Raw genomic sequence first — 25,661 nt, forward strand, 5'->3', positions numbered from 1 at the left:
AACCGACTGAATGAGCTCACAGTCATCGAGAGAGATATACAGTCCCAGACGAAGCTGATCGACGAATTCCTTAATCCCGCCAACCTGGAAATGGTTATCCAGTTGACCAGCAATCAAAAAATTCGCGCGGAAACGGTGCTCGCCGTGCACCAGCTTCGAAATAAGCCTTGCGGCATGTCTCCTGAGAAATACGTAGCCGAAATCGATCGAATGCTGAAGCAACGATATTCTGCCGGAGCCATACGAATCTCTGAGTGATACTTCTCGCCCCGGCGTCAAAGCTCGATTCGCCGATATCGACCTATAGGCAGAGCGCAAGGGGTCCTACGTTGGCGTAGGGGGCGGGTTGGTGTTTTGCTGGTCGATGAGCTGTGCTCGAGAAATTCGCCAAGTCCAGACAATCGTGGTGAGCATGCAGATGACAGCTACGATCATGGCAATCGTGATTCCTGTAATGCTCAGCAGAAAACCTAACACGCCATCTATGTCTGCGCTTTGCCCCATCGTGCGCTGTAGAGCCATGAAACGAATTCTGGCTGCGATGTCGGCCTTCATTCCGCCGAACGCCTCTTTCTCTATGTTCACATCTGTGTCGCTGGGCATCATCTTGAACGTTGTCTTATAAAGCTCCACTGCCGTGCCGCAATAGTAATTGCGGCTCGCATCATTATTTTTTGATGCATCGATGCAAAGCTCAAGGTAATCAATCGTTCGCTTGTCTTGGTTTTCGGCAAGCATGAAACCGTACTTAGCGTTATGTTCGTTGGAGCTTTTCCGGTACTCACCTAGCAGGTAGGTAAGGTATCCAAGGTAGCTACCTAAGATGACAATTCCCACGGTGGCCATGAGCAGCACCCTAGTCAGTGCGCGTTTCGAGGCCACGAGCGTAATCTTTTTGGCTAGCTTTCCCAGAAAGCCTGCATCATCAAATCCATCCTTAATGCTGCCCATGTAGTTCCTTCAACAGTTTCGTGCTTATCTTAGGTGGCCAGCATTATGCCTCCGTGCCGTCATTGCCGCGAGCGACGATGGCACAGGTTCTGGAAATGCCTAGGAGCATCAGCGAGGCTGCGTCGCACCCACGCTTTGAAGCTGCTCTTCCAATTGCGCGAATGTGAAGGAGTCACAGTCTGGTGAAAATTAGAAAGCTGGAAATCAGGAACTTCCGTGGCGTCAGCAAGCTGGAGTGGAACCTCCCGAAGGCTCACATCTTCTGTCTTATTGGAAAGGGAGACTCGTCTAAATCGACCATATTGGATGCCATTCGGTATACGTTCTATCCCCAGTGGAATCTCACGCTCAGCGACGCCGACTTCCATAACGGCAACATTGAAAACTCCATCACAATCGAAGCAACGATCGGCGAGCTTGTAGACGATTTTTGTTCTCTCGCTAAGTATGGGCATTACCTCCGAGGCTGGGACATCGACGCGTTTCAGATCAACGATGAGCCAGATGACCATCTCGAAAACGTGCTCACCGTGCGTTTCACTGTTGGCAAAGATCTCGAACCCCAATGGGTTGTCGTATGCGACCGACAACCGGAGGGAGTTCCCTTCAAGCAAGCCGACCGGAACAAAGTCAGCGTCGGCTTGATCGGCACATTCAGTGAAAGGCAGCTTTCATGGGCTACGGGTACTGCCTTGTCAAAGCTGACCGCGGCACAGAGCCTGAATGAACTGCTGGCAGATGCCTCAAGAACTGCGCGATCGTCATTAGATGCGAAGCGGGAGGAGACGCTAAAAAATTTCGATGCTGCGGCGTTGAAATCTCAGGAAGTCGCCAAGCTCCTTGGGGTTCCCGTAGTCGATGCCTACAAGGCGCACCTCGATCTTGCCTCCATAAATTTGAAAGCTGGTGGATTAGTCCTGCATGACGGTGAAATTCCGCTGCGCCAGTTGGGGCTAGGATCCAGGCGCATGCTTCTGTGCGGTATTCAGAAGATGGGACTGGATGAAGGCCATATCACCCTGTTCGACGAGGTGGAGCTCGGCCTGGAGCCTCACCGGATTACACGGCTGATCAAGCACATCAGGGAAGACAAACGGGGCCAATATTTCCTCACGACCCACTCGCCGACAGTATTGCGTGAGCTGACCATCAATGAGCTCTACGTCGTGCACCGTGAAGGCGGCTTAACTCAGGTTATCCCAGCAGCAAAAAAAGGGCTTGAACAGCATGAACTACAGGGAAAAGTACGTTCAAGCTCCGACGCATTCCTCGCCAAGAAGGTCATCGTGTGTGAAGGCGCAACAGAGGTTGGCTTCCTCCGGGGATTCGATGATTACCAGGTCGAGAATAAGAAAGATCCACTGTCATACCATGGAGTGGCACTGCTGGACGTCATCGGTGGGTCAAAGGTGAAACCGATCGCCAAGGCGTTTAAGGCACTTCACTACAATGTGTCTGCACTCGCCGATGGAGATGCGGACGACCAATTTTCCGAGGCTGATGCGCGTGAGCTTAGGGAGTTGGAGATTCCAGTCTTCATGTGGAGTGACAAGCTGTCATTGGAGGAGCGTGCTTTTCAAGATGTGCCGTGGGAATTCGTCTTGAGTAGCCTCTATCTAGCACGGGATACGCTGAATTACTCAGTGAGGGATCAAGTACTCAATAAGTTCGAAGGTAACTTGGAAAAGGAGCTTGGCCACTGGGAAGACAGTCCTGAGCTGCGAAAGGCCATTGGTATTGCGGCCAAAAAATCGAACTGGTTCAAAGACATCACACGTGGTGACTTATGGTTTAAAACGATTAAACCTGCGTTTGAGGACGCTGAATTCGCTAAAACGGACCTATCCATTCAGCTAACAAAGCTTTGGAAGTGGGTCGAGCATGTCTGAAGAATTAGCCGTCAAGCTCAACGACTGCAAGACCAAAGGGTATGTAATCGCCCCAGCAGGCTACGGAAAGACGCATCTTATTGCTTTGGCAGCGCGGGTTTCTAACGGTAAGCAGCTGGTTTTGACTCACACCTTCGCCGGCGTAAATTCGATCAGAGCGAAGATGACTTCGCTCGGCGTACCGACTTCAAAATACCAGGTCGATACCATTGCGAGCTGGTCTCTGCGTCTGTGCTTGGCTTATCCGAAGACTTCAGGATGGAATGTAGACAACCCGACAGATGAACAGTGGAACCAGCTTTATGAGCGCTGCTCCGCCCTGCTCGCGAAGGCGTTCATCCGGCATGCCATATCAGCTTCATACGCGGGTATTTATGTCGACGAGTATCAGGATTGCTCTGATTTGCAGCACTCGTTGATATGTGCTTTGGCAGATATCTTGCCCTGTCGGCTCTTGGGCGATCCAATGCAGGCTATTTATGATTTCGACGACGCCAAGCCGGTGGATTGGGAGCGCAGCGTCTATCCCAAATTTGAGTGTCTAGGCCAGCTAGAGACACCATGGCGCTGGGCTGATAATCCAGCGTTGGGCGCTTGGCTGAAGGACGTCCGTACCAGTATTCAGGCAGGTCGGCAGATCGATCTTTTAGGGAGGAAACCGCCCTGCGTGATTCGGTACCGCACCGAACCTGAAGATCTTGAAAAAAAGCAGCGCTCTGCACTTTGGAGCTCGTTAGGTCACAATGAAAGCGTCATCGCGCTCCACGGTGGAGACCCACGATCCAAGAATATGACGCACAATTTGGCCCAAGGAATGGCGGGCCGGTTCTCGTCTATTGAGGAAATTGAGGGAAAAGTGCTTCATGCATTCCTCAAGCAATTGGCCGCGGCGAAGACCGCCCAGAAGGGGTTGCTACTTGCGCTGACGTTTGCGAAAAAGTGTTTCACTGGTGTTGGCAGCGTAGTGACGGCCGGTACCAGTCGCGGAGAGTCTGCGATCCTCCGGAAAACTACCAAATATCCAGGCCTGCTTTTGGCCGCAAATGATTACCTCGCAGATCCTACAAGCAGTCACCTGATAGCATTCTTCCTAGAGCTTAAAGCAAACCCGGAGACGGGTGCTTATCGCCGTGACTTGTTGTTTCGCCTGCTCCACGTACTCAAAATGCATAGCGAGAGTGAAGGGTTGACCCTGATAGAGGTGGGCAAGATCTACCAACGCGATATGAGGCATACGGGACGCCCCATCTCTCACCGCAAACTCATCGGCACCACCTTGTTGGTTAAAGGTCTTGAATTCGATCATGCGGTGATCCTGGATGCGGATTCTCTCGATGCCAAGCATCTGTATGTTGCGATGACTCGCGGATCCAAGTCTCTGACGATTATCGGCAATGGCCGGCATGTGCCAGTAGAGCGGGTCGTATGAGCTAGTCGTCGCGAGGAGATGGATTGTGAGGAGCGCAAACACCTCGAGGAAAGGGCAGAAGCCAAACGCATGGCGGAGTACTCCGGGAGCGGGATAGAACCCACCGTAAGTGACGACATCAGCTAAATTTTGAAAAAACCCACAAGGTAACCTGCAAGGTGGCTTCAAAGCCTAGGGCATGCGGTATGCTCAGATTTTGAGGGGAGCGAGACGAAGATGTCGCAAGCGTTAAAGCTGTTTGTAGAGAATCAGGAAGATATCGAGCAGCTATGGGTTATTCACGAGGATTATGCTGGTGAGGGTAGAGGGCGTAAGCATGGTGTTGAGGTACTGAACCGTTCCGTTATCGTGTTCGTGACGGCTATCTGGGAAAGCTTCATAGAAGATTTGGCTCAGGAAGCGTTTGACTACCTGATTACCCATGCGTCTGACTCCAGCCATATCCCCCAAAAAATCAAAAATCATATTGCAGCGGCGGTTTTGAATCAGAAAGATCCAAACCGAGTGTGGGAGGTAGCAGACTTGGGGTGGAAACAAGTCTTAGCTTCGCATAAAGCGTCAGTGCTGGAGAAATGGGTCGGCAATTTCAATACCCCCAAAACCGAGCCAGTGAATAATCTTTTTGATCAGCTGTTAGGTATCCCGACCCTCAGCAATAACTGGCATTGGAAAGGCGTCTCCCCCAAAAAAGCAGCCGAGAAGCTGGATAAGTTCATTACTATGCGCGGCGATATCGCCCATCGCTTACGGCATGGTAAGCCTGTGGGCAAGGGGGATGGATTCAACTATTTGATGCACGTTATCAGTATCGCTTTCCATACTGAGTTCGCTGTGGGAGATCATCTCGCCCGGGTAACTGGTACTTACCCTTGGTCGCCAATACAGCACTCAGATTGATGAACCATTCTAGGCTCAGCGCAGGTGGGATTCTTGCTTCATCCCCTTGTCGATATGTTATACGGTCCGGCGGATGCTAGCCGGCGCCGTTTTTGAAAGCACCACTACGGTGATGGCAAAAAACTGCCACCGCAGCCCGCCGGAGCAAGCAACTGCGCTTCAAGCTAAGCGTTAATACAGGCGGGAAAGACTGAACTCGGCCGACTCTGTTGGAATGTCGGACGTGGTTTCAAACCTGATAGCGCAATGCAGATCATTCTGCGGCGTGATGCGACACCCTATGACCTGAAGGAGCATAAGGGACCCTGCATGGATTGCTTGAACCCTTCAAAGCGCTCATGGGCCTCGGTTTGCTGAAGATTCGTACGAGAATAGAACACTGTGTGGGTGAATACGTCTAATGCGGAAGTACTTTCACGAATGTTTGCGTAACAGGAAATCTGGAGCATGACGCCATCCAAGCGGTCATCCTCAAGGCGTTTATCAATGTGTCGACGATGTTTTTCATACAAATCAATTAACTGCGCATCAAGATGAAGCTGCAGTTTTCGACTTGTATCGACAACGATAGGCTCTTTCGCTGATATCTGGGGTTCAAAATTAAAAGCCACGCACCCAGAGCCCAGTCGGTCTAATTGCCGGCAGCCGCGGCTCAATTGTTTTTCAAAATTTTCAGGAGAGTTGATTGTTTTACATGCTACAAAGTAGTCACCAAATGGAGCTTCAATGACGACGTCAGGCTCACCCAGACGTGCTCCGAGTCTCCGATGACGCGCGTACTGAAGAGTTTCCAATTCGAACAGCGCATCCTTCCCCGGCGATGGTGTCTTTGACGTCGGATCCAAGGTATTGGATGCCATTCGGCTGAGTGGTTCCTTGAGCTCACTCTCATCCCCACAGGCGACGATGGCGGAAAGAACCCGCTGAGCTTGGCAAAGTTTGGGGTCGAAAGGTTCTGCCGAATTTTTTTCAGCTGTGACTTTTTCGCAGATTTCCAAATATGCTGCAAGATCCGTTTGATTTCTGATTCCTACACCGTGCCGTAAGCAAATTTCTCGTACTTTCGTAGGGAGTTGGGCTATTTCCTCCCATGATAGTTGGATCTCAGGGCTAGCTCGGCGATCTGTCTGGAACATGAAATCTCCCTCAATTTCATATGATTATTCGCAACGTTATCGATCGGCAAACCCTCAGGATATTGGCGCCGATGCGGAGCTTACACGCGATTCGAGGCAAGGCTGAGCGCTTATCGCTAATTTCGTCTTGATCCGCAATCTCAGAACCAACCTCAAAACTAGGACGCTATCGGCTATCCGATACCAGATTCCACGCTATAACGGTTGAATGGCAAGCTCGTCGGTGCGCTCGGCATTTTCATCTCAGTGTCAGAATTATTCTGAGAATATATGTCAAAGCCGCGTCGTTTCTGGCTGCGACAGTTTTAATTCTCTAAAATGTAAGTCCTGACCGGTATTTTGGGAGGTTGCGACAGTTTTGCGTTTCCTTCGTAACTGGATGAGGGCGCCTAAATACGGGCATGCCCGCGACAGCTTTAATTCTCAAAATCCACCCCCAATAAAATCGCAGCTTCGGCTGCGATTTTGTTATCCGGATCGAGGGCACCATGGATCGCTTTCAGGAAATGCAGGTTTTCGCCATCGTCGCCCAGGAACAGGGCTTTTCCGCTGCTGCGCGGCGTCTGGGTCTGTCGGCGGCGAGCGTGACCAGGGCGGTGGCGGCGCTGGAGCAGCGGATCGGCACGCAGTTGTTGATCCGTACCACCCGCAGTGTGCATTTGAGCGAAGCGGGTCTGCGTTATCTGGAAGATTGTCGGAGAATTCTCGCCGAGGTGCAGGAAGCGGAGGATTCCGCTGCCGGCAGTCATACCCAGCCCCGTGGGCAGTTGACGGTGACGGCGCCGGTTTTATTCGGTGAACAATTCGTCACGCCGGTGATGGCGCGTTATCTGACGCAATACCCGGACGTTTCCATCAATGCCCTGTTGCTCGACCGGGTGGTGAACATGGTCGAGGAGGGCATCGACGTCGCGGTGCGTATCGGCGAGTTGCCGGACAGCAATCAGCATGCGATCCGGGTCGGTGAGGTACGACGGGTGATTTGCGGCTCGCCGGAATTCTTTGCGGTCCATGGCCGGCCAACTCACCCACAGGCCTTGGCCGGGGCGCCGGTGGTGGCGACATCGGCCATCGGCCAGCAGCGCAGTTGGCCATTCATGGAACACGGTGAACTGATTGGCGTAAAACCGGAGCCGCGTCTGGTGGTCACGGCCAATCAGGCTGCGATCACGGCGGCGTCGCTGGGCCTGGGGCTGACCCGGGTGCTGTCTTATCAGGTGGCCAGCAAGGTGGCTTGCGGCGAGCTGGAAATCGTCCTTGCCGAATTCGAACTGCCTGCGCTGCCGATCCACGTGGTGTATCAGGGCGGGCGCAAGGCACCGGCTCGGGTCCGCAGTTTTGTCGACTTCATGGTGAACGCATTGCGTGAACACCCAGCGTTGAAAAATGCGGCTTTATTTCATCCAATGAAATAATGGATTGCGTTTGCTGGTGATTCTGTTGTTTTCGCGATAGGTGGAAGATGGCTGCCACGGCCGCCGTCCATCCTGAACGGCGCATTCGTTCAGCGGAGTCGACCATGCAAGCGATCAAACTCTACAACTTCCCGCGTTCCGGCCACGCCCATCGCGTCGAACTGATGCTGTCCCTGCTGCAATTGCCGACCGAGCTGGTGTTTGTCGATCTCGCCAAAGGCGAGCACAAACAGCCCGGTTACCTGGCCATCAACAGCTTCGGGCAAGTGCCGGCCATCGATGACAACGGCGTGGTGCTGGCCGACTCCAATGCAATTCTCGTCTACCTGGCTCAGAAATACGGCAACGGTCGCTGGTTGCCGACCGATCCGGTTGGCGCAGCGCACGTGCAGCGCTGGTTGTCGGCGGCTGCCGGGCCGATTGCTTTCGGGCCCGCCGCCGCACGCTTGATCACGGTGTTCGGGGCGAAGTTCAACGCCGAAGAAGTCATCACCCGTGCGCACAACTTTCTCAAGGTGATGGATGTGGAACTGGGCAAAACCCCGTACCTGACCGGCACTGAGCCCACCATCGCCGATGTCTCGGCCTACAGTTACATCGCCCATGCGCCGGAAGGCAATGTGTCGCTGGACGACTACGCTAACGTTCGCGCCTGGCTGGCGCGTATCGAAGCGTTGCCCGGTTTTGTCGGCATGCCGCGCACCGTCGCCGGTCTGCAAACCACCGCCTGACTTTGATCATCCACACTGCGCCGACGGTGCAGGGGAGAGGCCGAGATGGAACGTTCACCGTGGCACGCTGGCGAGCAACAGTTGCAGGCCCATGTCGGCGTTGCCGAACGCATGGCGGAATTCGGTCGTAAGGTGATTCGCACCTGGATGCCGGATCAGCACCGTCAGTTCTATCAGCAACTGCCCTTCATGCTGTACGGCGCGGTGGATGCCGAGGGCCGTCCCTGGGCCAGCCTGCTGGAGGGCGAACCGGGGTTCGCCCACTCTCCCGAGCCGACGCAATTGCAGTTCGCAAGCCTTCCGGCTGCCGATGATCCGGCGCAGTTGCAGGCCGGTGCCGCGATCGGATTGCTTGGCATCGAGCTGCATACTCGCCGGCGCAATCGGCTCAATGGCCATATTGTCAGCCTTGATGCGGACGGTTTTGCGCTGACGGTGGATCAGTCGTTCGGTAACTGCCCACAGTACATTCAGCTGCGCCAGTTTCAGCGGGTGCCACTGACGGATCCGCAGACCCGCAAGGCCGAACACCGTGACAGCCTCGATGACGCCGCCATAGCGATGATCGAGAGCGCCGACACTTTCTTCGTCGCCAGTTACGTTGATGTCGAAGGTGAGCGTTCAGTCGATGTTTCCCACCGCGGCGGTCAGCCAGGTTTTGTGCGGATCGAAGGCAATCGCCTGACAATCCCTGATTTTGCCGGCAATCTGCACTTCAATACCCTAGGCAACCTGCTGCTCAATCCCTTGGCCGGGTTGCTGTTCATCGACTTTTCCACAGGCGACGTGTTGCAGCTCAGCGGCCGTACCGAGGTCATTCTCGAAGCGCCGCAGATCGAAGCCTTTCAGGGCGCCGAGCGGTTGTGGACATTTGAAGTGGAGAAACTGGTTCGACGTCCGGCGGCGCTGGCTCTGCGTTGGCGCTTCGACGGTATGTCGCCCACCAGCCTGCTGACCGGCACCTGGGCCCAGGCCGATGCGCGGTTGCAGGCGCAAGCGCTGGGCGATGCCTGGCGTCCGATGCGCGTGACACGGATTGAAAAAGAAAGCCGCCACATCCGCTCGATTTATCTGGAGCCGGACGATGGCGCGGGGCTGCCGGTGTTTCTGGCCGGGCAGCACCTGCCGCTGCGGTTCAACCTCGATGGCGAGATGCACATCCGCACTTACAGCCTGTCGGGCGCGCCTTCGGATGATTTCTTCCGGATCAGCGTGAAACGCGAAGGGCGGGTGTCGACGCACCTTCATGAACAGATTCGCGTCGGCGATGTGCTGGAGGCTCGTTCTCCACAGGGGCATTTCACCGTGGCTGCGCTGGAGCGCAAGCCATTGGTGCTGCTCGCCGCCGGGGTCGGCATCACGCCGTTGCTGTCGATGTTGCGTGAGGTGGTGTACCAAGGTCTGCGGACTCGGCGGATTCGTCCGACATTGTTTGTTCAGAGTTCCCGCAGCCTTGCCGACCAGCCGTTTCGCGCGGAGCTGGATCGGTTGCTGGAGGATGCCGGTGACGCCGTGAAGGTGTTGCGAGTGCTCAGCCAGCCAGAGGACGATCTGGTGCAAGGCGAGGATTACGACATTCGCGGCCGTATTGATGGCGATCTATTGCGCAATCTGCTGACCGACGAGGACTTTGATCAGGTCGACTTCGTGCTCTGTGGTCCCGGCGGTTTTACCCAGGGCATCTACGACACTTTGCGTGAACTGGATGTGCGGGACGGGCAAATACACGCGGAAACCTTCGGCCCTTCGACCCTCAAGCGCCAGCCCGATCCGGATGCGATCGTGATCGAGCAATTGCCCGCCGCGACCACGTCGGTGCCGGTGCTGTTCGAGCGTTCGGCCAAGGAAGCGCGCTGGCAGCCCGATGGCGGCAGTTTGCTGGAGCTGGCGGAAAGTCGCGGCCTGCGCCCGGAATTCAGTTGCCGCGGTGGTTCGTGCGGCACCTGCAAGACGCGGCTGATTAGCGGCGCGGTGAATTATCCACAGCCTCCGGCGGAAGTGCCGGAGGAAGGGCAAGTGCTGATCTGCTGCGCGGTGCCGGCGCAGAGTGCCCAGCCGCTGGTGCTGGATCTGTAAGGGATCAGGCGTAGGACAACGCCTTTTCCTCCAGCAGATCCTGATACAACTCGGTCCACTTGCGACCCATTTCATCGGCTGTGAATAACTGCCGATAGCGGGCTTCAGCCTTGAGGCCCATTTCGGCGGCGCGGGCCGGATTTTCCCACAGGGTCCGCATGGCTTCACGAAACGCCTGTGGATGACTCGGTGGCACCACCAGCCCCGTCTCGTTGTGGATATTGATGTAGCTGGTGCCGGTGCCGATCTCGCTGGAGATCATCGGTTTGCCGTACATCGCGCCTTCCAGCAGCGAAATGCCGAACGCTTCCGAGCGCAGGTGCGACGGGAAGACGATCGCGTAGCTCAGTTGCAGCAGGGCGACCTTGTCTTCATCGCTCAAACGGCCGAGGAAGTGAATGTTGCGCAGGCCCAGCGCGGCGGCCTGGGCGTGCAGTTCCTGTTCCAATGGGCCGGCACCGACGATCACCACCGGGTAGTCCACATCCTTCAATGCATCGAGCAGGATGTGCAGGCCTTTGTAATAGCGCATCACCCCGACAAACAGGAAAAACTTATCCCCAAGCTGCTGGCGCCAGCGGTTCATGCGCTCGACGTCGGGCTGTGGATAACCGGCCTTGTTCAAGCCATACGGGATGACGCGGGTCTTGTCCTGGAATTGCTGCAATACATCGCTGGTGTGCAGGTAGTTCGGCGAAGCCGCGACAATCCGGTCGGCACTGGCGAGGAAGCGGTTCATCAGCGGGCGATAGAGTTTGAGCAGGTGCTTCTGGCGAATGATGTCCGAGTGGTACGTCACCACCGTCGGTTTGTTCACGCCGCTGGCGAAGTGCACCAGATCCATGAATGGCCAAGGGAAGTGATAGTTGATCACGTCGGCTTCGGCGGCCAGTTCGCGAAACTGCTTGAACACGCTCCAGGAAAAACCCGTGGAGGCGAACTGGATATCCAGTCTGGCCCGATGCACTTCGTGCTGGCCGAGGCGTACCACGGCTGGTTCGGGATTGGCGCTGAGAGTCAGCACCTGGCCGTCGATGCCGTGCTGGGCGCCACTCTCGCAGAGTTGAAAGATGACTTGCTCGATACCGCCGACCGAGTCAGGCAGGTACGTTTTGAAAAAATGCAGAACTCGCATTCAACCTCCCATGGCCTGGTGGTAGGCGCCGGCCGTGGCCTGCGCGCAACGCTTCCAGGAAAAAAGCCGTGCCTGCTGCAATCCGGCTTCCCGGCATGCCTGCCAGTGCGCTCGATCATCGATCAGTCGGCTCATCGCATCACGCAAGCCGTCTGCATCGTCAGCTTCAATATAGTTGCCGGCGTCCCCCGCCACTTCCGGCATGGCCGAAGAGCGGGTGAGTACCACCGGTGTGCCGCTGGCCATCGCTTCCAGCACCGGCAGGCCGAAACCTTCATACAGCGACGGAAAAATCAGCGCCCTGGCGCCGGCCAGCAATTGCGCGACTTGCTCATCGGGCAAGTAGCCGAGCAGGCACACGTGCCCGCAAGCCAGCGCTTGCTGCAATTCTTCACTGAACTGGTCGCGCTGCCAGCCGGCCATGCCGACGATCAACAGCGGGAAACGCTGGCGCACCAGGTCTGGCAACAGCGCGTGGGCGCGCAGGGCCAGGTTCAGGTTCTTGCGCGGCTCCAGAGTGCCGACGCAGAGGAAATACTCCCGGAACTCGACCGCATGGGCCTTGAGCACCGCATCGATGTCCTGCGGCTCGCGCGGATGGAAACGCTCGGCGACACCCAGCGGCGCGACCACGAAGCGCTCGGCAGGCAGTCCGAAATACTCCCGGGCCTCGTCAGCGATGGCTTGCGAGTCGGTCAGAATGATCCGCGCCTGGCGTACGCCGTCGGCGAGCCGCCGCTCGATTTCCCGCAGCCGTGCCGGTGGCTGGGTCTCGGGGAAATGCAGGTGCGTGAGATCGTGCAGGGTGATCACGGTCGGGCCATCGAAGGCCAGCGGCCACAGGCTCGGTTCGTGATACAGATCGACCGGTTGCGCAGGGCCCTGATCGAAGCGTTTCTGCTCCAGCCAGCGGCGCGCCTGATAGGCGCCGGGGATCTGCCGCAGCAATGGCGTCAGGCGCGAATAACCGGGCATCGCCGCTTCCGGCAGTTGCGAGCTCCAGCCCCAGCCATGGAACAGCGCCATCTCGATATCGGTTTCAGCGTGCAAGGCATTCACCAGTTCGGCCACGTAATGGCCAATGCCGGTGCGCGGCGCCTGGAGGATTCGGGCGTTAAGGGCTATGCGCATGTTGCCTCGCTGGCACTTGAGGCGCCTCCAGCACATGGCGCGCGGTACGCTCGGCCAGTTGCGCGCTGGCTTCACGCCAGCCGATCCATTGCCAGTCGCTGACATCGCGGGCGGCGGGGAATCGACCGTTGCGCTCAAAGGTCTGCACCAGCTCGGCGAGACTTTGCGGCGATTGCAGATCGAAATACGCCATGAATTCACCGCCAATCTCGCGGAACACCGGGATGTCGCTGCCCATCGCCGGCAACCCGCGCTGCATGGCTTCCACCAGCGGCAGGCCGAAACCTTCGACGAACGACGGAAACACCAGTGCGCTGGCATGGGCGTAGGCGTGTTCGAGGCTGGTGTCGCTCAAGTCGTTGAACATGAACAGGCGTCGGTTCAGCTCGGGATGATGGCGGATCCGGGCCAGCAGCGCGTCGCACTTCCAGCCGATGCGGCCGGCAATGCACAACCGGGCTGTCGAGCCGTTGGCCCAGGCAAGGTCGAAGGCATCCAGCAAGTAGTCGTGGTTCTTGCGCGGCTCGATGGTACTGACCATCAGGAACACCGGCTCCGGCGTGGCGAACAGCCGCTCCAGACGCGGTTCGACGGCGGCTTCGAGGCTCTGCAGATCCAGCTCCGAACCGAGGTGAAAGTAGTCGAACCAGCGTTTGTCAGCCTGGGCCGATCCTAGACGACGTTGCAGTTCTGCACGCACCTGATCGCGCACCGTGGCGGAAATCGCCATGAAACCGTCGGCATTACGGGCGATCCAGTCGAACCACTCGCTGTACACCTCGAACAGCCGCGTGTCGTAGAACTGCGGGTGGGACAGGGGAATCAGGTCGTAGATCACCGCAACGATGCCCACACCTTCCTGTTTGAGGCGCTCGGCACGCAGGAAAAAGTCCGAATGCCAGGACGAATCCAGCAGCACCAGTTGATCGCCCGGCTGGTGTTGCAGCGGTTCGCAGCGTTGAGGCAATTGATAGCGATTGACCTGCCCGACCAGCCGCAACGGTACTCCGAATGCACCGAACGAGGTCAGCCGATAGCCGACGTACAACAGGCGTCTTGCCAGTTTTGTGCGGCAACGGGAGTCGAGCCGCTGATGCAGTTGCCAGAAGCGATGGGCCAGCCGTTCCAGGCGTTCGCCAAACGTGACGATGGCATTGAACAGCGGCGAATCCAGCGGCGCCAGACGCTTCACACGGTATAGCTGGCCCTTGAGCAGAACCACCGGTACGCATTCGACGCCTTCGGCGCTCGGCGGCAACTGTTTGATGACATTGCGCACCACCCGCTGGATCCCCGAATTGACCTTCGGGTGTTTGAACACGTGGGTGCATTCGACCAACAGGCGGGTCATGGCGCACGCTCCGCGAGGCTGTCCGCATGGCGGGTGATCGAGGTGCTGGCGCCCAGCCAGGAACAGCCGACGAAATCTTCCCGACGGTTATTGATCACGTGGAACACCAGGCCGTAGTCACGCCATTCGAAGTTGCGGTCCAGGTGCGAATCCAGCCGCGACAGGCTCAGGGCGATTGAATAGTTGCCCTTGCCCAGGCCCATGACGAACACGAAGCGATAGGTGATGCGCTCGCCCGCACGCAGGTCTTCCAGCGCCTGATTCTGGCGGTGGGTGTTGATGCCGTACATGGCCTGGCCCAGGCGATCCTTGATCATGAAGCCGAGCACCAGCCGTTCGATGTCCTGGCGAATCTCCACTTCAACTTCGAGTGTGACCGGCTGACCGACTTCGGCGGCTTCGATCGAACGTTCGCGTTCATCGAGCAGGCGCACGCTGAGGATCCCGGCCTCGCCGGTGCCGGACACGGTGCGCACCTGGCCGCCATCGAGCAGTTCCTGGCGCACGGTCTGGCCTTCGCGTTCGGCGAGCAGCGCGTTGTAGTAATCCATGACCGCTTCGGGCTTGTCGTGCATGACCATGTGGCCGCCTTCGAGCAGGATCGCCGAGTCGCAGATCGACTGGATCGCCGAACGGTCGTGGGACACGATCAACAGTGTGGTGCCGGCCTTGCGGAAGCTGCGGATGCGGTCGAAGCTCTTGTGCTGAAAGTAGGCGTCGCCCACCGACAGCGCTTCGTCGACGATCAGGATGTCGGGGCGGCGCGCGGTGGCAACGCTGAAGGCCAGGCGCATCTGCATGCCGCTGGAATAGGTGCGCACCGGGTGATCGATGGCCTCGCCGATTTCCGCAAAGCGTTCGATGTCGGGCATCAGTGCTTCGATGTCTTCGACCTGCATGCCCAGCAGTTGCCCGGCCATCACCGCATTCTGTCGACCGGTGAAGTCCGGGTGAAAACCCATGCCCAGTTCCAGCAGCGCCGCGACCCGGCCCTCGAGCTGGATCTGGCCGCAGGTGGGTTGAGTGGTGCCGGTGATCATTTTCAGCAGGGTGCTTTTGCCGGCGCCGTTGACCCCGACAATGCCCACCGCTTCACCGGGGGCGATTTCGAAATTCACGTCCTGCAGCACCCAGTGCTGGCGATGACGCATGGGCGAAAACGGAATCAGCCATTCGGCCAGACGGCTCCAGCGAGTGGGGTACTGCTTGTAGGCCTTGCCCAGGCCGGTGACGCGTATGTGCCCCATCAGAGTTCATCCACCATTTCGCCGACCCGGCGGCGGAACAGGCGCAGGCCGACCGCGCACAACAGCAGGCCGATCACGAAGATCGGCACCAGCGAACTCCACACCGGCCACTGACCGTAGAGAAACAGGTTCTGGTAACTGCCGATCAGGTTGGTCAGCGGATTGAGCTGCAGCAGGCGCTGCACCCACTCGGGCAGGATGCTCAGCGGGTACACGATCGGCGTCAGCCAGAACCAGAATTGCAGGCAGATGGCGAACAATTGCCCGACATCGCGAAAGAACACGTTAAGCACGCCGAGGATCATTCCCAGCCCGGCGCAGAACAGCACTTGCAGCGCCAGCAGTGGCGCCAGTGCCAACAGAGCCATGCCCGGCCAGCGTCCGGTGATCAACAGAAAACCGAGGAACAGGCCGATGATGATCGCGAAGTTGATGCCGGCATTGAGCAGCACGATCACCGGCAGACACAGGCGCGGGAAGCTGATTTTCTTCAGCAGGTTGGCGTTTTCCAGAAACATGTTCTGGCTGCGCAGGGTGATTTCCGAGAACAGGCCCCAGGTCAGCAGCCCGGCACACAGGTAGACGCTGTAGGCCATGCCGTCGTCCACGCCGGGCAGACGGGCGCGCATGATGTGGGAAAAGATCACCGTATACACGATGATCATCGACAGCGGGTTGAGTACCGTCCACAGCGCGCCGAACAGCGAATTGCGATACCGCGCTTGAAACTCCCGCTTGACGCTACCGAGGATGAAACCCCGGTAGTCGTGCAGCGAGCGGTACAGGGAAAGCAGCATTCACACCGTCCTGCCATATTGGTCTTCGAAGCGGACGATGTCGTCCTCTCCCAGGTATTCGCCACTTTGCACTTCGATGATCACCAGGTCGATCACGCCGGGGTTCTCCAGACGATGCTTGTGACCGGCGGCGATGAACGTTGATTCGTTTTTCGCCACCAGGGTCGTGCCGCTGCCGTTGTTGGTGACCTTGGCCATGCCTTCGACCACCACCCAGTGCTCATTGCGGTGATGGTGCATCTGCAACGACAGCTTGCCGCCGGGTTTGACCACGATGCGTTTGATCTTGAAGCGCGGGCCTTCCTCGAGCACGGTGTAGGTGCCCCACGGACGGCTGACCGTACGATGCAGGCGATAGGCCTCGTGGGATTTGTCCTTGAGCTGCTTGGCCACCCGCCGCACATCCTGCGCACGGTCGGCATGGGCCACCAGCACAGCGTCGGCGGTGTCGATGACGATCAGGTCTTCCACACCCACAGCGGCCACCAGCCGGCCTTCGCTTTGAACGAAGTTATTGCGGCTGTCGATGAAGATCGCTTCGCCGCTCGCACGGTTGTTATCCGCGTCGGCCGGCACCAGCGCGGCGACCGCGCCCCACGAACCGATGTCGCTCCAGTCGAAACCGGCGGGCACCACCACGACTTTCTCCGAACGCTCCATCAAGGCGTAGTCGATGGAAATGTCGGTGATCTCGGCGAATAGCTGCGGCGACAGTTCCTGTTGCAGATAACCCGTGGTTTCCAGCGGTTCGCTGGCGGCCATGCAGGCGCGGGTCTGCTCCAGCAGCTCGGAGGCGTGCAGCTCCAGCTCGGCGATCAGGGTCGCGGTGGTGAAGCAGAACATCCCCGAGTTCCACAGGAAGTTGCCGCTTTCCAGGTAATGGGTGGCGGTTTGGAGATCGGGTTTTTCCACAAAACGCTGCACTTTGGCCGCGCCTCTGGCATCCAGCGGCGCTCCTGTTTCTATGTAGCCGAAGCCGGTTTCCGGGGTAGTCGGCACTACGCCGAAGGTCACCAGATAACCGTCCTTCGCCAGGTTGACCGCGTGCTCGACTGCACTCTTGAGCGCGTCTTCATTGACGATCAAATGGTCGGCGGGCATCACCACCATGATTGCCGCATCACCGTGCAGGGCTTGCAGCGACAGTGCTGCCGCCGCGATGGCCGGCGCGGTGTTGCGTCCGGTGGGCTCGAGCAGGAAGTGCCCGCGATGCCGGGACAGGCGCGCGGCCTGATAGTGATCCTTGCTCTGGAAGTAGTACTCGCGATTGGTCACCGTGACGATGTCGCCCCAGCCGTCCAGCAGCGCGGCGGCGCGGCGGTAGGTCTTGCCCAGCAGCGACTGGCCGTCGGGCAGGGTCATGAACGGCTTGGGATGGCCCTCGCGGGACACCGGCCACAAACGGGTGCCGGCACCGCCGGACAGAATCACGGGGATCAGCATGGCCTACTCCTTGGCGACGCGTTTCATGTCCGCATCCATCATCATGCGGATCAGGGTGTCGAGGTCGGTCTTGGGTTTCCAGCCGAGCACGCGCTGGGCCTTGGCCGGGTTGCCGAGCAGCACTTCGACTTCAGCCGGGCGGAAGAACGCCGGATCGATCTTCACGTAGTCGCGGTAGTTGAGACCGACATGATCGAAGGCGATGCGGCACATCTCGCGCACGGTGGTGGTGACGCCGGTGGCGACCACGAAATCGTCAGGCTTGTCCTGTTGCAGCATCAGCCACATGGCCTCGACGTAATCGCCAGCGAAGCCCCAGTCGCGCTTGGCGTCGATGTTGCCCAGGGCCAGCTCCTGCTGTTTGCCCTGCTTGATCCGGGCTGCCGCATCGGTGACCTTGCGGGTCACGAATTCGATGCCGCGCAGTGGCGATTCATGGTTGAACAGAATGCCGCTGCTGGCGTGCAGGTTGAAGCTTTCGCGGTAGTTGACGGTGATCCAGTGGCCATAGAGCTTGGCCACGCCGTAAGGGCTGCGCGGGTAGAACGGGGTGTTCTCGTCCTGCTGCTCGGCCTGGATCAGGCCGAACATTTCGCTGGTGGATGCCTGATAGAAGCGTGTGTGCGGGCTGAACTGACGGATCGCTTCGAGCAGGTGAGTCACGCCCAGGCCATCGACGATGCCGGTGGTCACCGGTTGGTCCCAGGAGGCCGCGACGAAGCTTTGGGCCGCCAGGTTATACACCTCGTCCGGTGCCGACTTGATCACCGCGCGCTGCACCGAGCAGGCGTCGGCCATGTCGCCGTCCAGGTAAACGATGTCGGCTTCAACGCCCATCTCGCGCAGACGCCATCGCGAGTCGCTGCTGCGTCGTGCCACCAGGCCGTGAACCTTGTAACCCTTGTCGAGCAACAGTCTGGCCAGATAGGCGCCGTCCTGGCCGGTGATCCCTGTGATCAATGCACTTTTTGTCATTCTTGTCGTACTCGCGTCTCCCAGTCGGACAGGATCGCCCGCAGGGATTGTTGTGTAGTGATTTTCGGCGTCCATCCTGTGGTTCGGGCCAGCCGTTGATGGCTGCCACAAACGCGACGCTGATCTGCGCGGCGCATGCGCGCCGGGTCCTGAACCAGTTGCAGCTCGACCTCGGCCAGGTCGCCCATCTGTTCGATGAGGCTGCGGATGCTTTGCTCACGACCTGAGCAAATGTTGTAGACCTGTCCTGGCGTGCCTTTTTCCAGCAACGCGAAGTAGGCCGAAACCACGTCGCCGACATCTAGGAAATCGCGGGTGACATCGATGTCACCGACTTCCAGTTGCGGCGCTTGCAGGCCTTGTTTGATGCGGTTGATCTGTCGCGCGGCGCTGGCGATGACGAAGCTTTCTTTCTGCCCGGTGCCGATGTGGTTGAACGGGCGCGCCACCAGCACCGGCCAGCCTTCGCTCAACCCCCATTGCAGGCTGAGAAATTCGGCCGACAGTTTGCTCACTGCATAAGGATTGCGCGGGCAGGGTGGTTGTTGTTCGGTGATCGGCAGTGCGGGTTCTTCAACCTGGCCGTAGACGTCGCCCGAGCTGACATACAGGAACGTACCCTTGAAGCCCCGGGCCTTGAGTGCCTGCAACAGGTTCAAGGTGCCATGCAGATTGATATCGAAGGTGCGTGCCGGATCGCGAAAGGCTTCGGGAACGAAGGTCTGGCCAGCCAGGTGAATGACCGCATCGGGCAGCTGAGGCCACAGGTCGATGAGGCTGTCCGGTTTTGTCAGGTCGTAGGGTGAGGCGGCAGGCAGCAGCTCCCACGACGCGTCTTCCCCTTGCAGACGTGACTGGATGTGTTGTCCCACGAATCCACTGAGACCCGTGATGAACAGACTTTTTTTCAAACAGCGACCCCTTGGTCTTTAACTTTCACCACTTCCCACAGGCTTTAAGGGAATGTCTGTCAGACCGAGAGAAAAATCCGGCAGAACGACGGGTGAAGCCGTTGTTGTAGTTGTTTGGTTGCCAATCTGTGCCAATTGCGCAGCAATTTCAACCGGCCAAACCGTGACTGGTCAGTTCTCGTCAGAGTAGTCGGGTTTTTCTCGCCGGGCGGTTCCCGAATCCTCGGCGGATGTGTTTAGAATGCCCCTCGTCGCGATCCCCGGCGGCATTTCGCAAGGATCGTGCGACAGGGTCAAACCGAACATTAAAACAAGAACAGAGACGTGCCCGATGACGCAGGACGAACACCGCTGGTACCGGTTCGATCCGACGCCCGGCCGTCATAGCGTGAAGTTGCCGGGATGGCGGTTTCACCGTGGGATGCCATGAATTTCATTCTCTACTCGGACGTCAACGACCGCTCCATCAGCCAGAGTCTCGGGCGTCCCGAATACAGCTACTACTTCGTGCTCAAGGCCTATCGCCCGGTGCTGGAAAGCCTGGGTCGGGTGCATGTGGTATCCAGCCGCGCCGAAGTCGATCCACTCTATCGAGCCCTGCTCGGTGCTGGTGAAAGCAGCGTTTTCCTGTCATTCACGCCGCCGCAAAATACGCCGACCGACCTTGAATGCCCGACGATCTGCGTGATCGCATGGGAGTTCGATTCGATCCCCGACGAGTCGTGGGACGATGATCCGCGCCACGACTGGACGCAGATGCTCGCACGACAGGGACGGGTCATCACGCTCTCGAGCCACACCGCCCGCGCGATTCACCGCGCCATGGGCGAGGACTTTCCGCTACTCGTGCTGCCGACGCCCTTGTGGGAAAACTTCGCCGCCATTCGTGATCAGCACGTCAGTGCGCCGATCAATCCAGGCGCGACCCTGGCGATCAAGGGCTGCATTTTCGACAGCCGAACGCTGGGACTGTCTGCCGACGATTTGCTGCCCAAACCGCTGACCGCCGAACAACTGGCTGAAATCGAGGCACTGCGCCCGCCACCGCTGACGGTCAAACGACGCCTGGTCATTGCCCGCCATTATCTGCGTCTGTGGTTGCTGGGCGCGGGTGAAGAACGGGTGAAATTCCTGCACCACTGGTACTGGGAAGGTGTGCAGGATCTGCTGTCGGACAGCGCACACGCCTGGCTTGAAAAACGTTTCCCGGCCATCGCCGCTCCGCATGCGGTGGCGGTGGTCGAGCCACCCCCGCTGGATCTGCCGGACACCTCTTCTGTGGTCGAGACCGCGGTGGAAGGCGTGATCTACGTCACCGTGTTCAACCCCAAAGACGGGCGCAAGAACTGGCACCACCTGATCACCGCGTTCTGCTGGGCCTTTCGCGAAACGCCTGACGCGACGCTGGTGCTGAAGATTACCCAGAACGATCTGGCGTCCTACTACAGCGAACTGATGACCCTGCTCGCGCAACTGACACCGTTCGCCTGCCGGGTGCTGGTGATGCACGGTTATCTGGACGATGCGCAATACGCGCGGCTCTACCAGGCTGCGAGTTTCTACGTAAACGCCTCACGCTGCGAAGGCCTGTGCCTGCCATTGATGGAGTTCATGTCCAGCGGCAAACCGGTGATCGCCCCGGACCACACGGCCATGGAAGATTACATCGACGACACGGTGGCTTTCGTCGTGCAATCCAGCGAAGAGCTGACGATCTGGCCCCAGGACATCCGCATCCTCTACCGCACCCTGCGCTATCGGCCGGACTGGGCTTCGCTCAAAAGCGCCTATGAGCACAGCTACCGGATGGCCAAGGCACAGCCGCAGGAATACGCGCGCATGTCTGCCGCCGCTGTCGAACGCATGCACGACTACTGCGCGTTCGCTCCGGTGCAGCGGCGCATGGCGGACTTTTTCGGCCTCGTGCCGCTGGCTGCCGATGCCGCCCCCGTGACGGACAACGCCTCATGCTGATCATCATTCATTCGGAAACCAACCAGCACACCATCGCGCAGAACCTGGGGCGTTCGGAGTACAGCTATTACTTCGTGCTCAAGGAGTACCGGCCGGTGCTCGAACGTCTTGGGCGTGTGGTGGAAGTCGTCGATCCGGCGCGCGAAGTCGATGCGTTGTATCTGGAATGCCTGTCCCGTGGCGAGCCCTGCGTGTTCCTGTCGTTCTCGCCGCCGCACCGCACGCCGATCCACCTGGCATGCCCGACGTTGCCGGTGTTCGCCTGGGAATTCAGCACCATCCCCAACGAACCCTTCGACAACGAGCCGCGCAATGACTGGCGCACAGTGCTCCGGGCCTGCGGCGCGGCGATCACCCATTCCACCTACACGGTCAACGCCGTGCGCGAAGCCATGGGCGCCGATTACCCGATTGTCGCGGTGCCCGCGCCGGTGTGGGATCGCTTCGCGGCCCGGGGCGTGCAGCTTCAGGGGCAGCCCTCGACAGGTCCGGTGCGCCTGACGATCAAGGGGCTGGTCGCTGACAGTCGTCAGCTCGATCTCGAAGCGTTCGGTCCGAAACACCTGCGCCGTGGCGAGGGCATCGATTTCCAGGCACCGGTGCGCGAGCAGGAGCTGCTGCTGGACGGTGTCGTCTACACATCGGTGTTCAATCCCGGTGACGGGCGCAAGAACTGGGAAGACATGCTCAGCGCTTTCTGCGTGACATTCCGCGACGTCGAAGACGCGACGCTGGTGCTCAAGCTCACGCACCACGATGCCGAAGAAGCGCTCGGCGACATTCTTCATCACCTGTACAAAAACCAGTCCTACCGCTGCCGCATCGTGCTGATTTATGGCTACCTCGCGGACGCGGACTACGAGCGTCTGGTGCAGGCCACCCGTTACGTGGTGAACACTTCCTACGGTGAGGGTCAGTGCCTGCCGCTGATGGAGTTCATGTCCTGCGGCAAACCGGCCGTGGCGCCGCGCACCACGGCGATGATCGATTACCTGAACACCGACAACGCGTTCCAGGTCGAGTCCACCGATGAACTTACCGCCTGGCCTCACGACCCGCGCAAGGCGTTCCGCACATTGCGCTACATGACTAATTGGGCGTCGGTCTGTGTGGCCTATCGCGACAGCTATGCAGTGGCGAAGAACGATCCCGGGCGTTATGCGCAAATGTCGGCGCAAGCCGTTGCCAGTCTCCAGGCGTTCTGCAGTCAGGCGGTGGCCGAGCAACGTTTGCGTGATTTCCTCGCTCAAGTGCAGGAATGTCGTGCTGTCGCTGCAACGGAAGCCACGGGCACATGATCCGCGCATTGCTGAGGCGCTTGCGTCCGGTGGCGCGATCGGTGCCGGTCTCTTTGCCGGTTGCTGCGCCTGAACCGCTGGCTGCCGGCGTGTCGCCGCGGGACGTCGGCCTGCACGACGCCATGCTCGACGGCTGGTTTCACGGCGACAGTGGCGAGTTGCTCAAGGGCTTTGCCATTGACGCGGACGACACCCTGCTCGACGTGGGTTGCGGTGAGGGCGTAGCGACATTGTTTGCCGTGCGCCAGGGCGCCTCGGTGATCTTCACCGACAGCGAACACGACAAGGTGCGCGATCTTGCCCGGCAAGTCGAAGCGCAGAGCCGCAAGGCCAGCCTCGGTCTGGTCAGCAACAGTCTGCCACTGCCGCTGAGCGACGGCTGTGCGAGCAAGGTCGTGTGCATGGAAGTGCTGGAGCACATCGATCAGCCCGAGCCGTTCATGGCCGAGCTGGTGCGCATGGGCCGTCCCGGTGCGCTGTACCTGCTCAGTGTGCCGGCGCCGGTGGGCGAGCATTTGCAGCAGGGCATTGCCCCGGCGGGTTATTACCAGTCACCCAACCATGTGCAGATCTTCACCCCGGAACGCTTCGCGGCACTGGTGGAGGATGCCGGCCTAGTGATCGAGCATCGTCAGGCCACGGGCTTTTTCTGGGTCATGGGCATGATCTTTTTCTGGGCCAGCGAACGGGCTGGCGGACGTGACCTCGGCGGGGCCGTGCGCGACCGGATCCAGGCGCCGTATCCACCATTGATGGAGAGTTGGGCCAGAACCTGGCAGGACTTGCTGGCGCAGCCCGATGGCTTGGCGATCAAACAGATGCTCGACCGTTTCATGCCCAAGAGTCAGGTGATCATCGCCCGCAAACCGCTCGATGCAGGACGTGTGTCATGAGCGGCAAGCGGATCATGGACATCGAAGTCCTGCGCGCTGTCGCGGTACTCGGCGTGCTGTTTCATCACTTGCAGGGCAGCCTGTTCACCGACCCGGTGCCGCTGCTTAAAAGGGTTCATGCCTGGGCGCAGCCGTGGTGGGGCGTCGACCTGTTTTTTGCGATTTCCGGGTTTGTCATCGCCCGCAGCCTGATCCCGGCGCTGCGCGGCTGCAGCAATCGCCAGGAGTACTGGGAGCAGACGCGCAATTTCTGGCTGCGCCGGGCGTTTCGTCTTCTGCCGTCGGCCTGGCTGTGGCTGGCGCTGATGCTGCTGGCGTGCGTGTTTCTGAATCGATCAGGCGCGTTCGGCACGTGGTCCGCCAACGTCCAGGCCACCCTGGCCGGGGTGCTGCAGTACGCCAATTTCCGCTTTGCCGATGCGTTCTTTCATTACGAATACGGCAGTAGCTTCGTCTACTGGAGCCTGGCGCTGGAGGAGCAGTTCTACCTGTTGTTCCCGCTATTGATCATGCTGTGCCGCAAGCATCTGGTGTGGGCATTGCTGGCGCTGGTGGCGGTGCAATTGTTCACCGTGCGCACGCCGCTGCTGATGGTGATTCGTACCGATGCGCTGGCGCTGGGCGTGCTGTTGGCGATGTGGAGCGTGCAGCCCGGTTATCGCCGCTGGGAGCCGGTATTTCTGCGGCGGCCATGGGCCGGAGTGTTCGCGCTGGTCGGCCTCGGAGCGCTGCTGAGTTTCATGGCCACCGACCGTTTCACTTTTGCCGGTTACCGCATCGGGTCTATCGCCGTGCTCAGCGCCGTACTGGTGTGGATTGCTTCGTACGACCGCAATTACCTGCTGCCGGCCGGGGGCCTGCAACGACTGATGGCATGGATCGGCAGCCGCTCCTACGGCATTTACCTGATCCACATCCCGGCCTATCAACTGGTGCGGGAACTGACCTTCCGTTTGCAGGGCGCCGGTCTGCCGAGCCCGGCCGGGCATCCGATCGTGACGCTGCTGATAGCCGGTGGCCTGATCGTGCTGCTCAGCGAACTCAATTACCGCTTGATCGAAATGCCCATGCGCAATCGAGGCGCCACGCTGGTGAAACGCCTCGCCACCTCGCGAACCGTCGTCTCGTCCTCTGGAGCCACCTCATGCTGAGCCTTCTGAAAAAACTCACGGCGGCTCCGGCCCCCGCACAAGCTGTCGCATCGGTCGCCGACAAGGTGGACCCTTACATGCTCGGCCTGCACGACGCGATGCTCAGCGGCTGGTTCAACCAGGAAACCGGTGAGCTGTTCAAAGGCTTCCCGGTGACCGCTGATGACACCTTGCTCGACGTTGGCTGCGGCGACGGTGGCAACGTGCATTTCTGCGGCATGCGCGGGGCGAAGATCATCATTGCCGACATCGACGGCGCCAAGGTCGAAGCGACTCGCCAGCGCTTGAGCGATACGCCGGCGCGTGGCGTCGAATGCCATGTGACCGACTGCAATCCGCTGCCGATCGCCGATGGCACCGCCACTCGCGTGGTGTCCACTGAAGTCATCGAGCACGTCGACGATCCGGCGCAGTTCCTTGCCGAACTGGTGCGTGTCGGCCAGTCGGGCGCGCTGTATTTGCTAAGTGTGCCGCACCCCAGCTCCGAAGACCTGCAAAAGGACATCGCCGCGCCGGAGTATTTCCAGAAGCCCAACCACATTCGCATCATCAGCGAAGAGCAGTTCAAGGCGATGGTCAGCGAGGCGGGACTCGAGATCATCAGCCATAGCCAGTACGGCTTTTACTGGTCGATGTGGATGATGTTGTTCTGGGAAGCCAAGGTCGAATTCAGCAACCCGGATCATCCGCTGCTCAACCATTGGGCCGATACCTGGCAAGCGGTGCTCGACTCGCCGCGCGGCGCGCAGATCAAGCAGGCGCTGGATGCGGTGGTGGCGAAAAGTCAGGTCATCATTGCCCGCAAGCCCTGAGCGCTTTTGTGTAACCTTG

Annotated in this window: 22 protein-coding genes; 12 read left to right on the top strand and 10 right to left on the bottom strand. The window is 59.1% G+C overall.

Features of this window, described 5'->3' with window-relative positions; translation table 11 throughout:
- The coding region (locus tag K5E37_RS25660) for a hypothetical protein (protein ID WP_221535478.1) at positions 1-258 on the top strand (258 nt) is incomplete at its 5' end.
- A 66-nt stretch (positions 259-324) separates the two neighbouring features.
- On the opposite strand, the gene K5E37_RS25665 is transcribed toward K5E37_RS25660, so the two are convergent.
- On the bottom strand, positions 325-951 hold the full coding sequence (locus K5E37_RS25665; protein ID WP_221535479.1) for a hypothetical protein: 627 nt from the start codon (positions 949-951) through the stop codon (positions 325-327).
- Positions 952-1,133: 182 nt separating this feature from the next.
- Between K5E37_RS25665 and K5E37_RS25670 the strand changes: the two genes are divergently transcribed.
- The 3 genes from K5E37_RS25670 to K5E37_RS25680 all read left to right on the top strand — a co-directional run bounded on the left by K5E37_RS25670 (position 1,134) and on the right by K5E37_RS25680 (position 5,166).
- Complete coding sequence (locus K5E37_RS25670; RefSeq protein ID WP_221535480.1) at positions 1,134-2,840, top strand: ATP-dependent endonuclease; 1,707 nt, start codon at positions 1,134-1,136, stop codon at positions 2,838-2,840.
- Positions 2,833-4,269: a UvrD-helicase domain-containing protein gene (locus K5E37_RS25675; protein ID WP_221535481.1), complete on the top strand. Its 1,437-nt coding sequence runs from the start codon at positions 2,833-2,835 to the stop codon at positions 4,267-4,269. Before K5E37_RS25670 ends, K5E37_RS25675 begins: the two co-directional genes overlap by 8 nt.
- A 216-nt stretch (positions 4,270-4,485) precedes the next feature.
- A complete protein-coding gene (locus K5E37_RS25680; RefSeq protein WP_221535482.1) occupies positions 4,486-5,166 on the top strand; it encodes a HEPN domain-containing protein in 681 nt (226 codons plus the stop codon).
- A 278-nt stretch (positions 5,167-5,444) separates the two neighbouring features.
- Here the strand turns inward: K5E37_RS25680 and K5E37_RS25685 are convergent, their stop codons facing one another.
- Complete coding sequence (locus tag K5E37_RS25685) at positions 5,445-6,302, bottom strand: hypothetical protein (RefSeq protein WP_221535483.1); 858 nt, start codon at positions 6,300-6,302, stop codon at positions 5,445-5,447.
- A gap of 488 nt (positions 6,303-6,790) precedes the next feature.
- On the opposite strand from K5E37_RS25685, the gene K5E37_RS25690 reads away from it, so the two are divergent.
- The 3 genes from K5E37_RS25690 (at position 6,791) to K5E37_RS25700 (ending at position 10,524) form a co-directional block, all read left to right on the top strand.
- Positions 6,791-7,717 (top strand): LysR family transcriptional regulator, encoded by a 927-nt coding sequence (locus K5E37_RS25690; protein WP_221535484.1) that lies wholly within the window; start codon positions 6,791-6,793, stop codon positions 7,715-7,717.
- A 104-nt stretch (positions 7,718-7,821) separates the two neighbouring features.
- A complete protein-coding gene (locus tag K5E37_RS25695) occupies positions 7,822-8,448 on the top strand; it encodes a glutathione S-transferase family protein (RefSeq protein WP_221535485.1) in 627 nt (208 codons plus the stop codon).
- A 45-nt stretch (positions 8,449-8,493) separates the two neighbouring features.
- Positions 8,494-10,524: a pyridoxamine 5'-phosphate oxidase family protein gene (locus tag K5E37_RS25700; protein WP_221535486.1), complete on the top strand. Its 2,031-nt coding sequence runs from the start codon at positions 8,494-8,496 to the stop codon at positions 10,522-10,524.
- Positions 10,525-10,528: 4 nt separating this feature from the next.
- Here K5E37_RS25700 and K5E37_RS25705 read toward each other — a convergent pair whose 3' ends face one another.
- The 8 genes from K5E37_RS25705 to K5E37_RS25740 are packed head-to-tail and all read right to left on the bottom strand — an operon-like array spanning position 10,529 to position 19,514.
- The gene (locus K5E37_RS25705) at positions 10,529-11,659 is read right to left on the bottom strand and encodes a glycosyltransferase family 4 protein (RefSeq protein WP_221535487.1); all 1,131 of its coding nucleotides are present in this window, start codon (positions 11,657-11,659) and stop codon (positions 10,529-10,531) included.
- Positions 11,660-12,790 (bottom strand): glycosyltransferase family 1 protein, encoded by a 1,131-nt coding sequence (locus K5E37_RS25710; RefSeq protein ID WP_221535488.1) that lies wholly within the window; start codon positions 12,788-12,790, stop codon positions 11,660-11,662.
- Positions 12,774-14,141: a glycosyltransferase family 1 protein gene (locus K5E37_RS25715; RefSeq protein WP_221535489.1), complete on the bottom strand. Its 1,368-nt coding sequence runs from the start codon at positions 14,139-14,141 to the stop codon at positions 12,774-12,776. The genes K5E37_RS25710 and K5E37_RS25715 overlap by 17 nt, the downstream gene beginning before the upstream one ends.
- Positions 14,138-15,388, bottom strand: coding sequence for an ABC transporter ATP-binding protein (locus K5E37_RS25720; protein ID WP_221535490.1), 1,251 nt, complete (start codon positions 15,386-15,388; stop codon positions 14,138-14,140). Before K5E37_RS25720 ends, K5E37_RS25715 begins: the two co-directional genes overlap by 4 nt.
- Positions 15,388-16,185 carry an ABC transporter permease gene (locus K5E37_RS25725; protein WP_085606296.1) on the bottom strand — a complete coding sequence of 266 codons (798 nt, stop codon included), beginning with the start codon at positions 16,183-16,185 and terminating at the stop codon, positions 15,388-15,390. The genes K5E37_RS25720 and K5E37_RS25725 overlap by 1 nt, the downstream gene beginning before the upstream one ends.
- Positions 16,186-17,628, bottom strand: coding sequence for a mannose-1-phosphate guanylyltransferase/mannose-6-phosphate isomerase (locus K5E37_RS25730; protein WP_085606293.1), 1,443 nt, complete (start codon positions 17,626-17,628; stop codon positions 16,186-16,188).
- 3 nt (positions 17,629-17,631) lie between these two features.
- The gene (gene gmd / locus K5E37_RS25735) at positions 17,632-18,603 is read right to left on the bottom strand and encodes a GDP-mannose 4,6-dehydratase (protein WP_007954189.1); all 972 of its coding nucleotides are present in this window, start codon (positions 18,601-18,603) and stop codon (positions 17,632-17,634) included.
- On the bottom strand, positions 18,600-19,514 hold the full coding sequence (locus tag K5E37_RS25740) for a GDP-mannose 4,6-dehydratase (RefSeq protein ID WP_221535491.1): 915 nt from the start codon (positions 19,512-19,514) through the stop codon (positions 18,600-18,602). The genes gmd and K5E37_RS25740 overlap by 4 nt, the downstream gene beginning before the upstream one ends.
- Positions 19,515-19,940: 426 nt before the next feature.
- On the opposite strand from K5E37_RS25740, the gene K5E37_RS25745 reads away from it, so the two are divergent.
- The 5 genes from K5E37_RS25745 to K5E37_RS25765 are packed head-to-tail and all read left to right on the top strand — an operon-like array spanning position 19,941 to position 25,642.
- Positions 19,941-21,488 (top strand): glycosyltransferase family 4 protein, encoded by a 1,548-nt coding sequence (locus K5E37_RS25745; RefSeq protein ID WP_260404493.1) that lies wholly within the window; start codon positions 19,941-19,943, stop codon positions 21,486-21,488.
- Positions 21,482-22,786 carry a glycosyltransferase gene (locus K5E37_RS25750; RefSeq protein ID WP_221535493.1) on the top strand — a complete coding sequence of 435 codons (1,305 nt, stop codon included), beginning with the start codon at positions 21,482-21,484 and terminating at the stop codon, positions 22,784-22,786. The genes K5E37_RS25745 and K5E37_RS25750 overlap by 7 nt, the downstream gene beginning before the upstream one ends.
- Positions 22,783-23,679, top strand: coding sequence for a class I SAM-dependent methyltransferase (locus tag K5E37_RS25755; RefSeq protein WP_221535494.1), 897 nt, complete (start codon positions 22,783-22,785; stop codon positions 23,677-23,679). Before K5E37_RS25750 ends, K5E37_RS25755 begins: the two co-directional genes overlap by 4 nt.
- On the top strand, positions 23,676-24,830 hold the full coding sequence (locus K5E37_RS25760) for an acyltransferase (protein ID WP_221535495.1): 1,155 nt from the start codon (positions 23,676-23,678) through the stop codon (positions 24,828-24,830). Before K5E37_RS25755 ends, K5E37_RS25760 begins: the two co-directional genes overlap by 4 nt.
- Positions 24,824-25,642 (top strand): class I SAM-dependent methyltransferase, encoded by an 819-nt coding sequence (locus tag K5E37_RS25765; RefSeq protein ID WP_221535496.1) that lies wholly within the window; start codon positions 24,824-24,826, stop codon positions 25,640-25,642. Before K5E37_RS25760 ends, K5E37_RS25765 begins: the two co-directional genes overlap by 7 nt.
- The last annotated feature ends 19 nt before the right edge of the window (positions 25,643-25,661 follow it).

It is taken from the genome of Pseudomonas sp. RIT778 (assembly GCF_019718735.1).
Taxonomy (GTDB): Bacteria; Pseudomonadota; Gammaproteobacteria; order Pseudomonadales; family Pseudomonadaceae; genus Aquipseudomonas; species Aquipseudomonas aphyarum.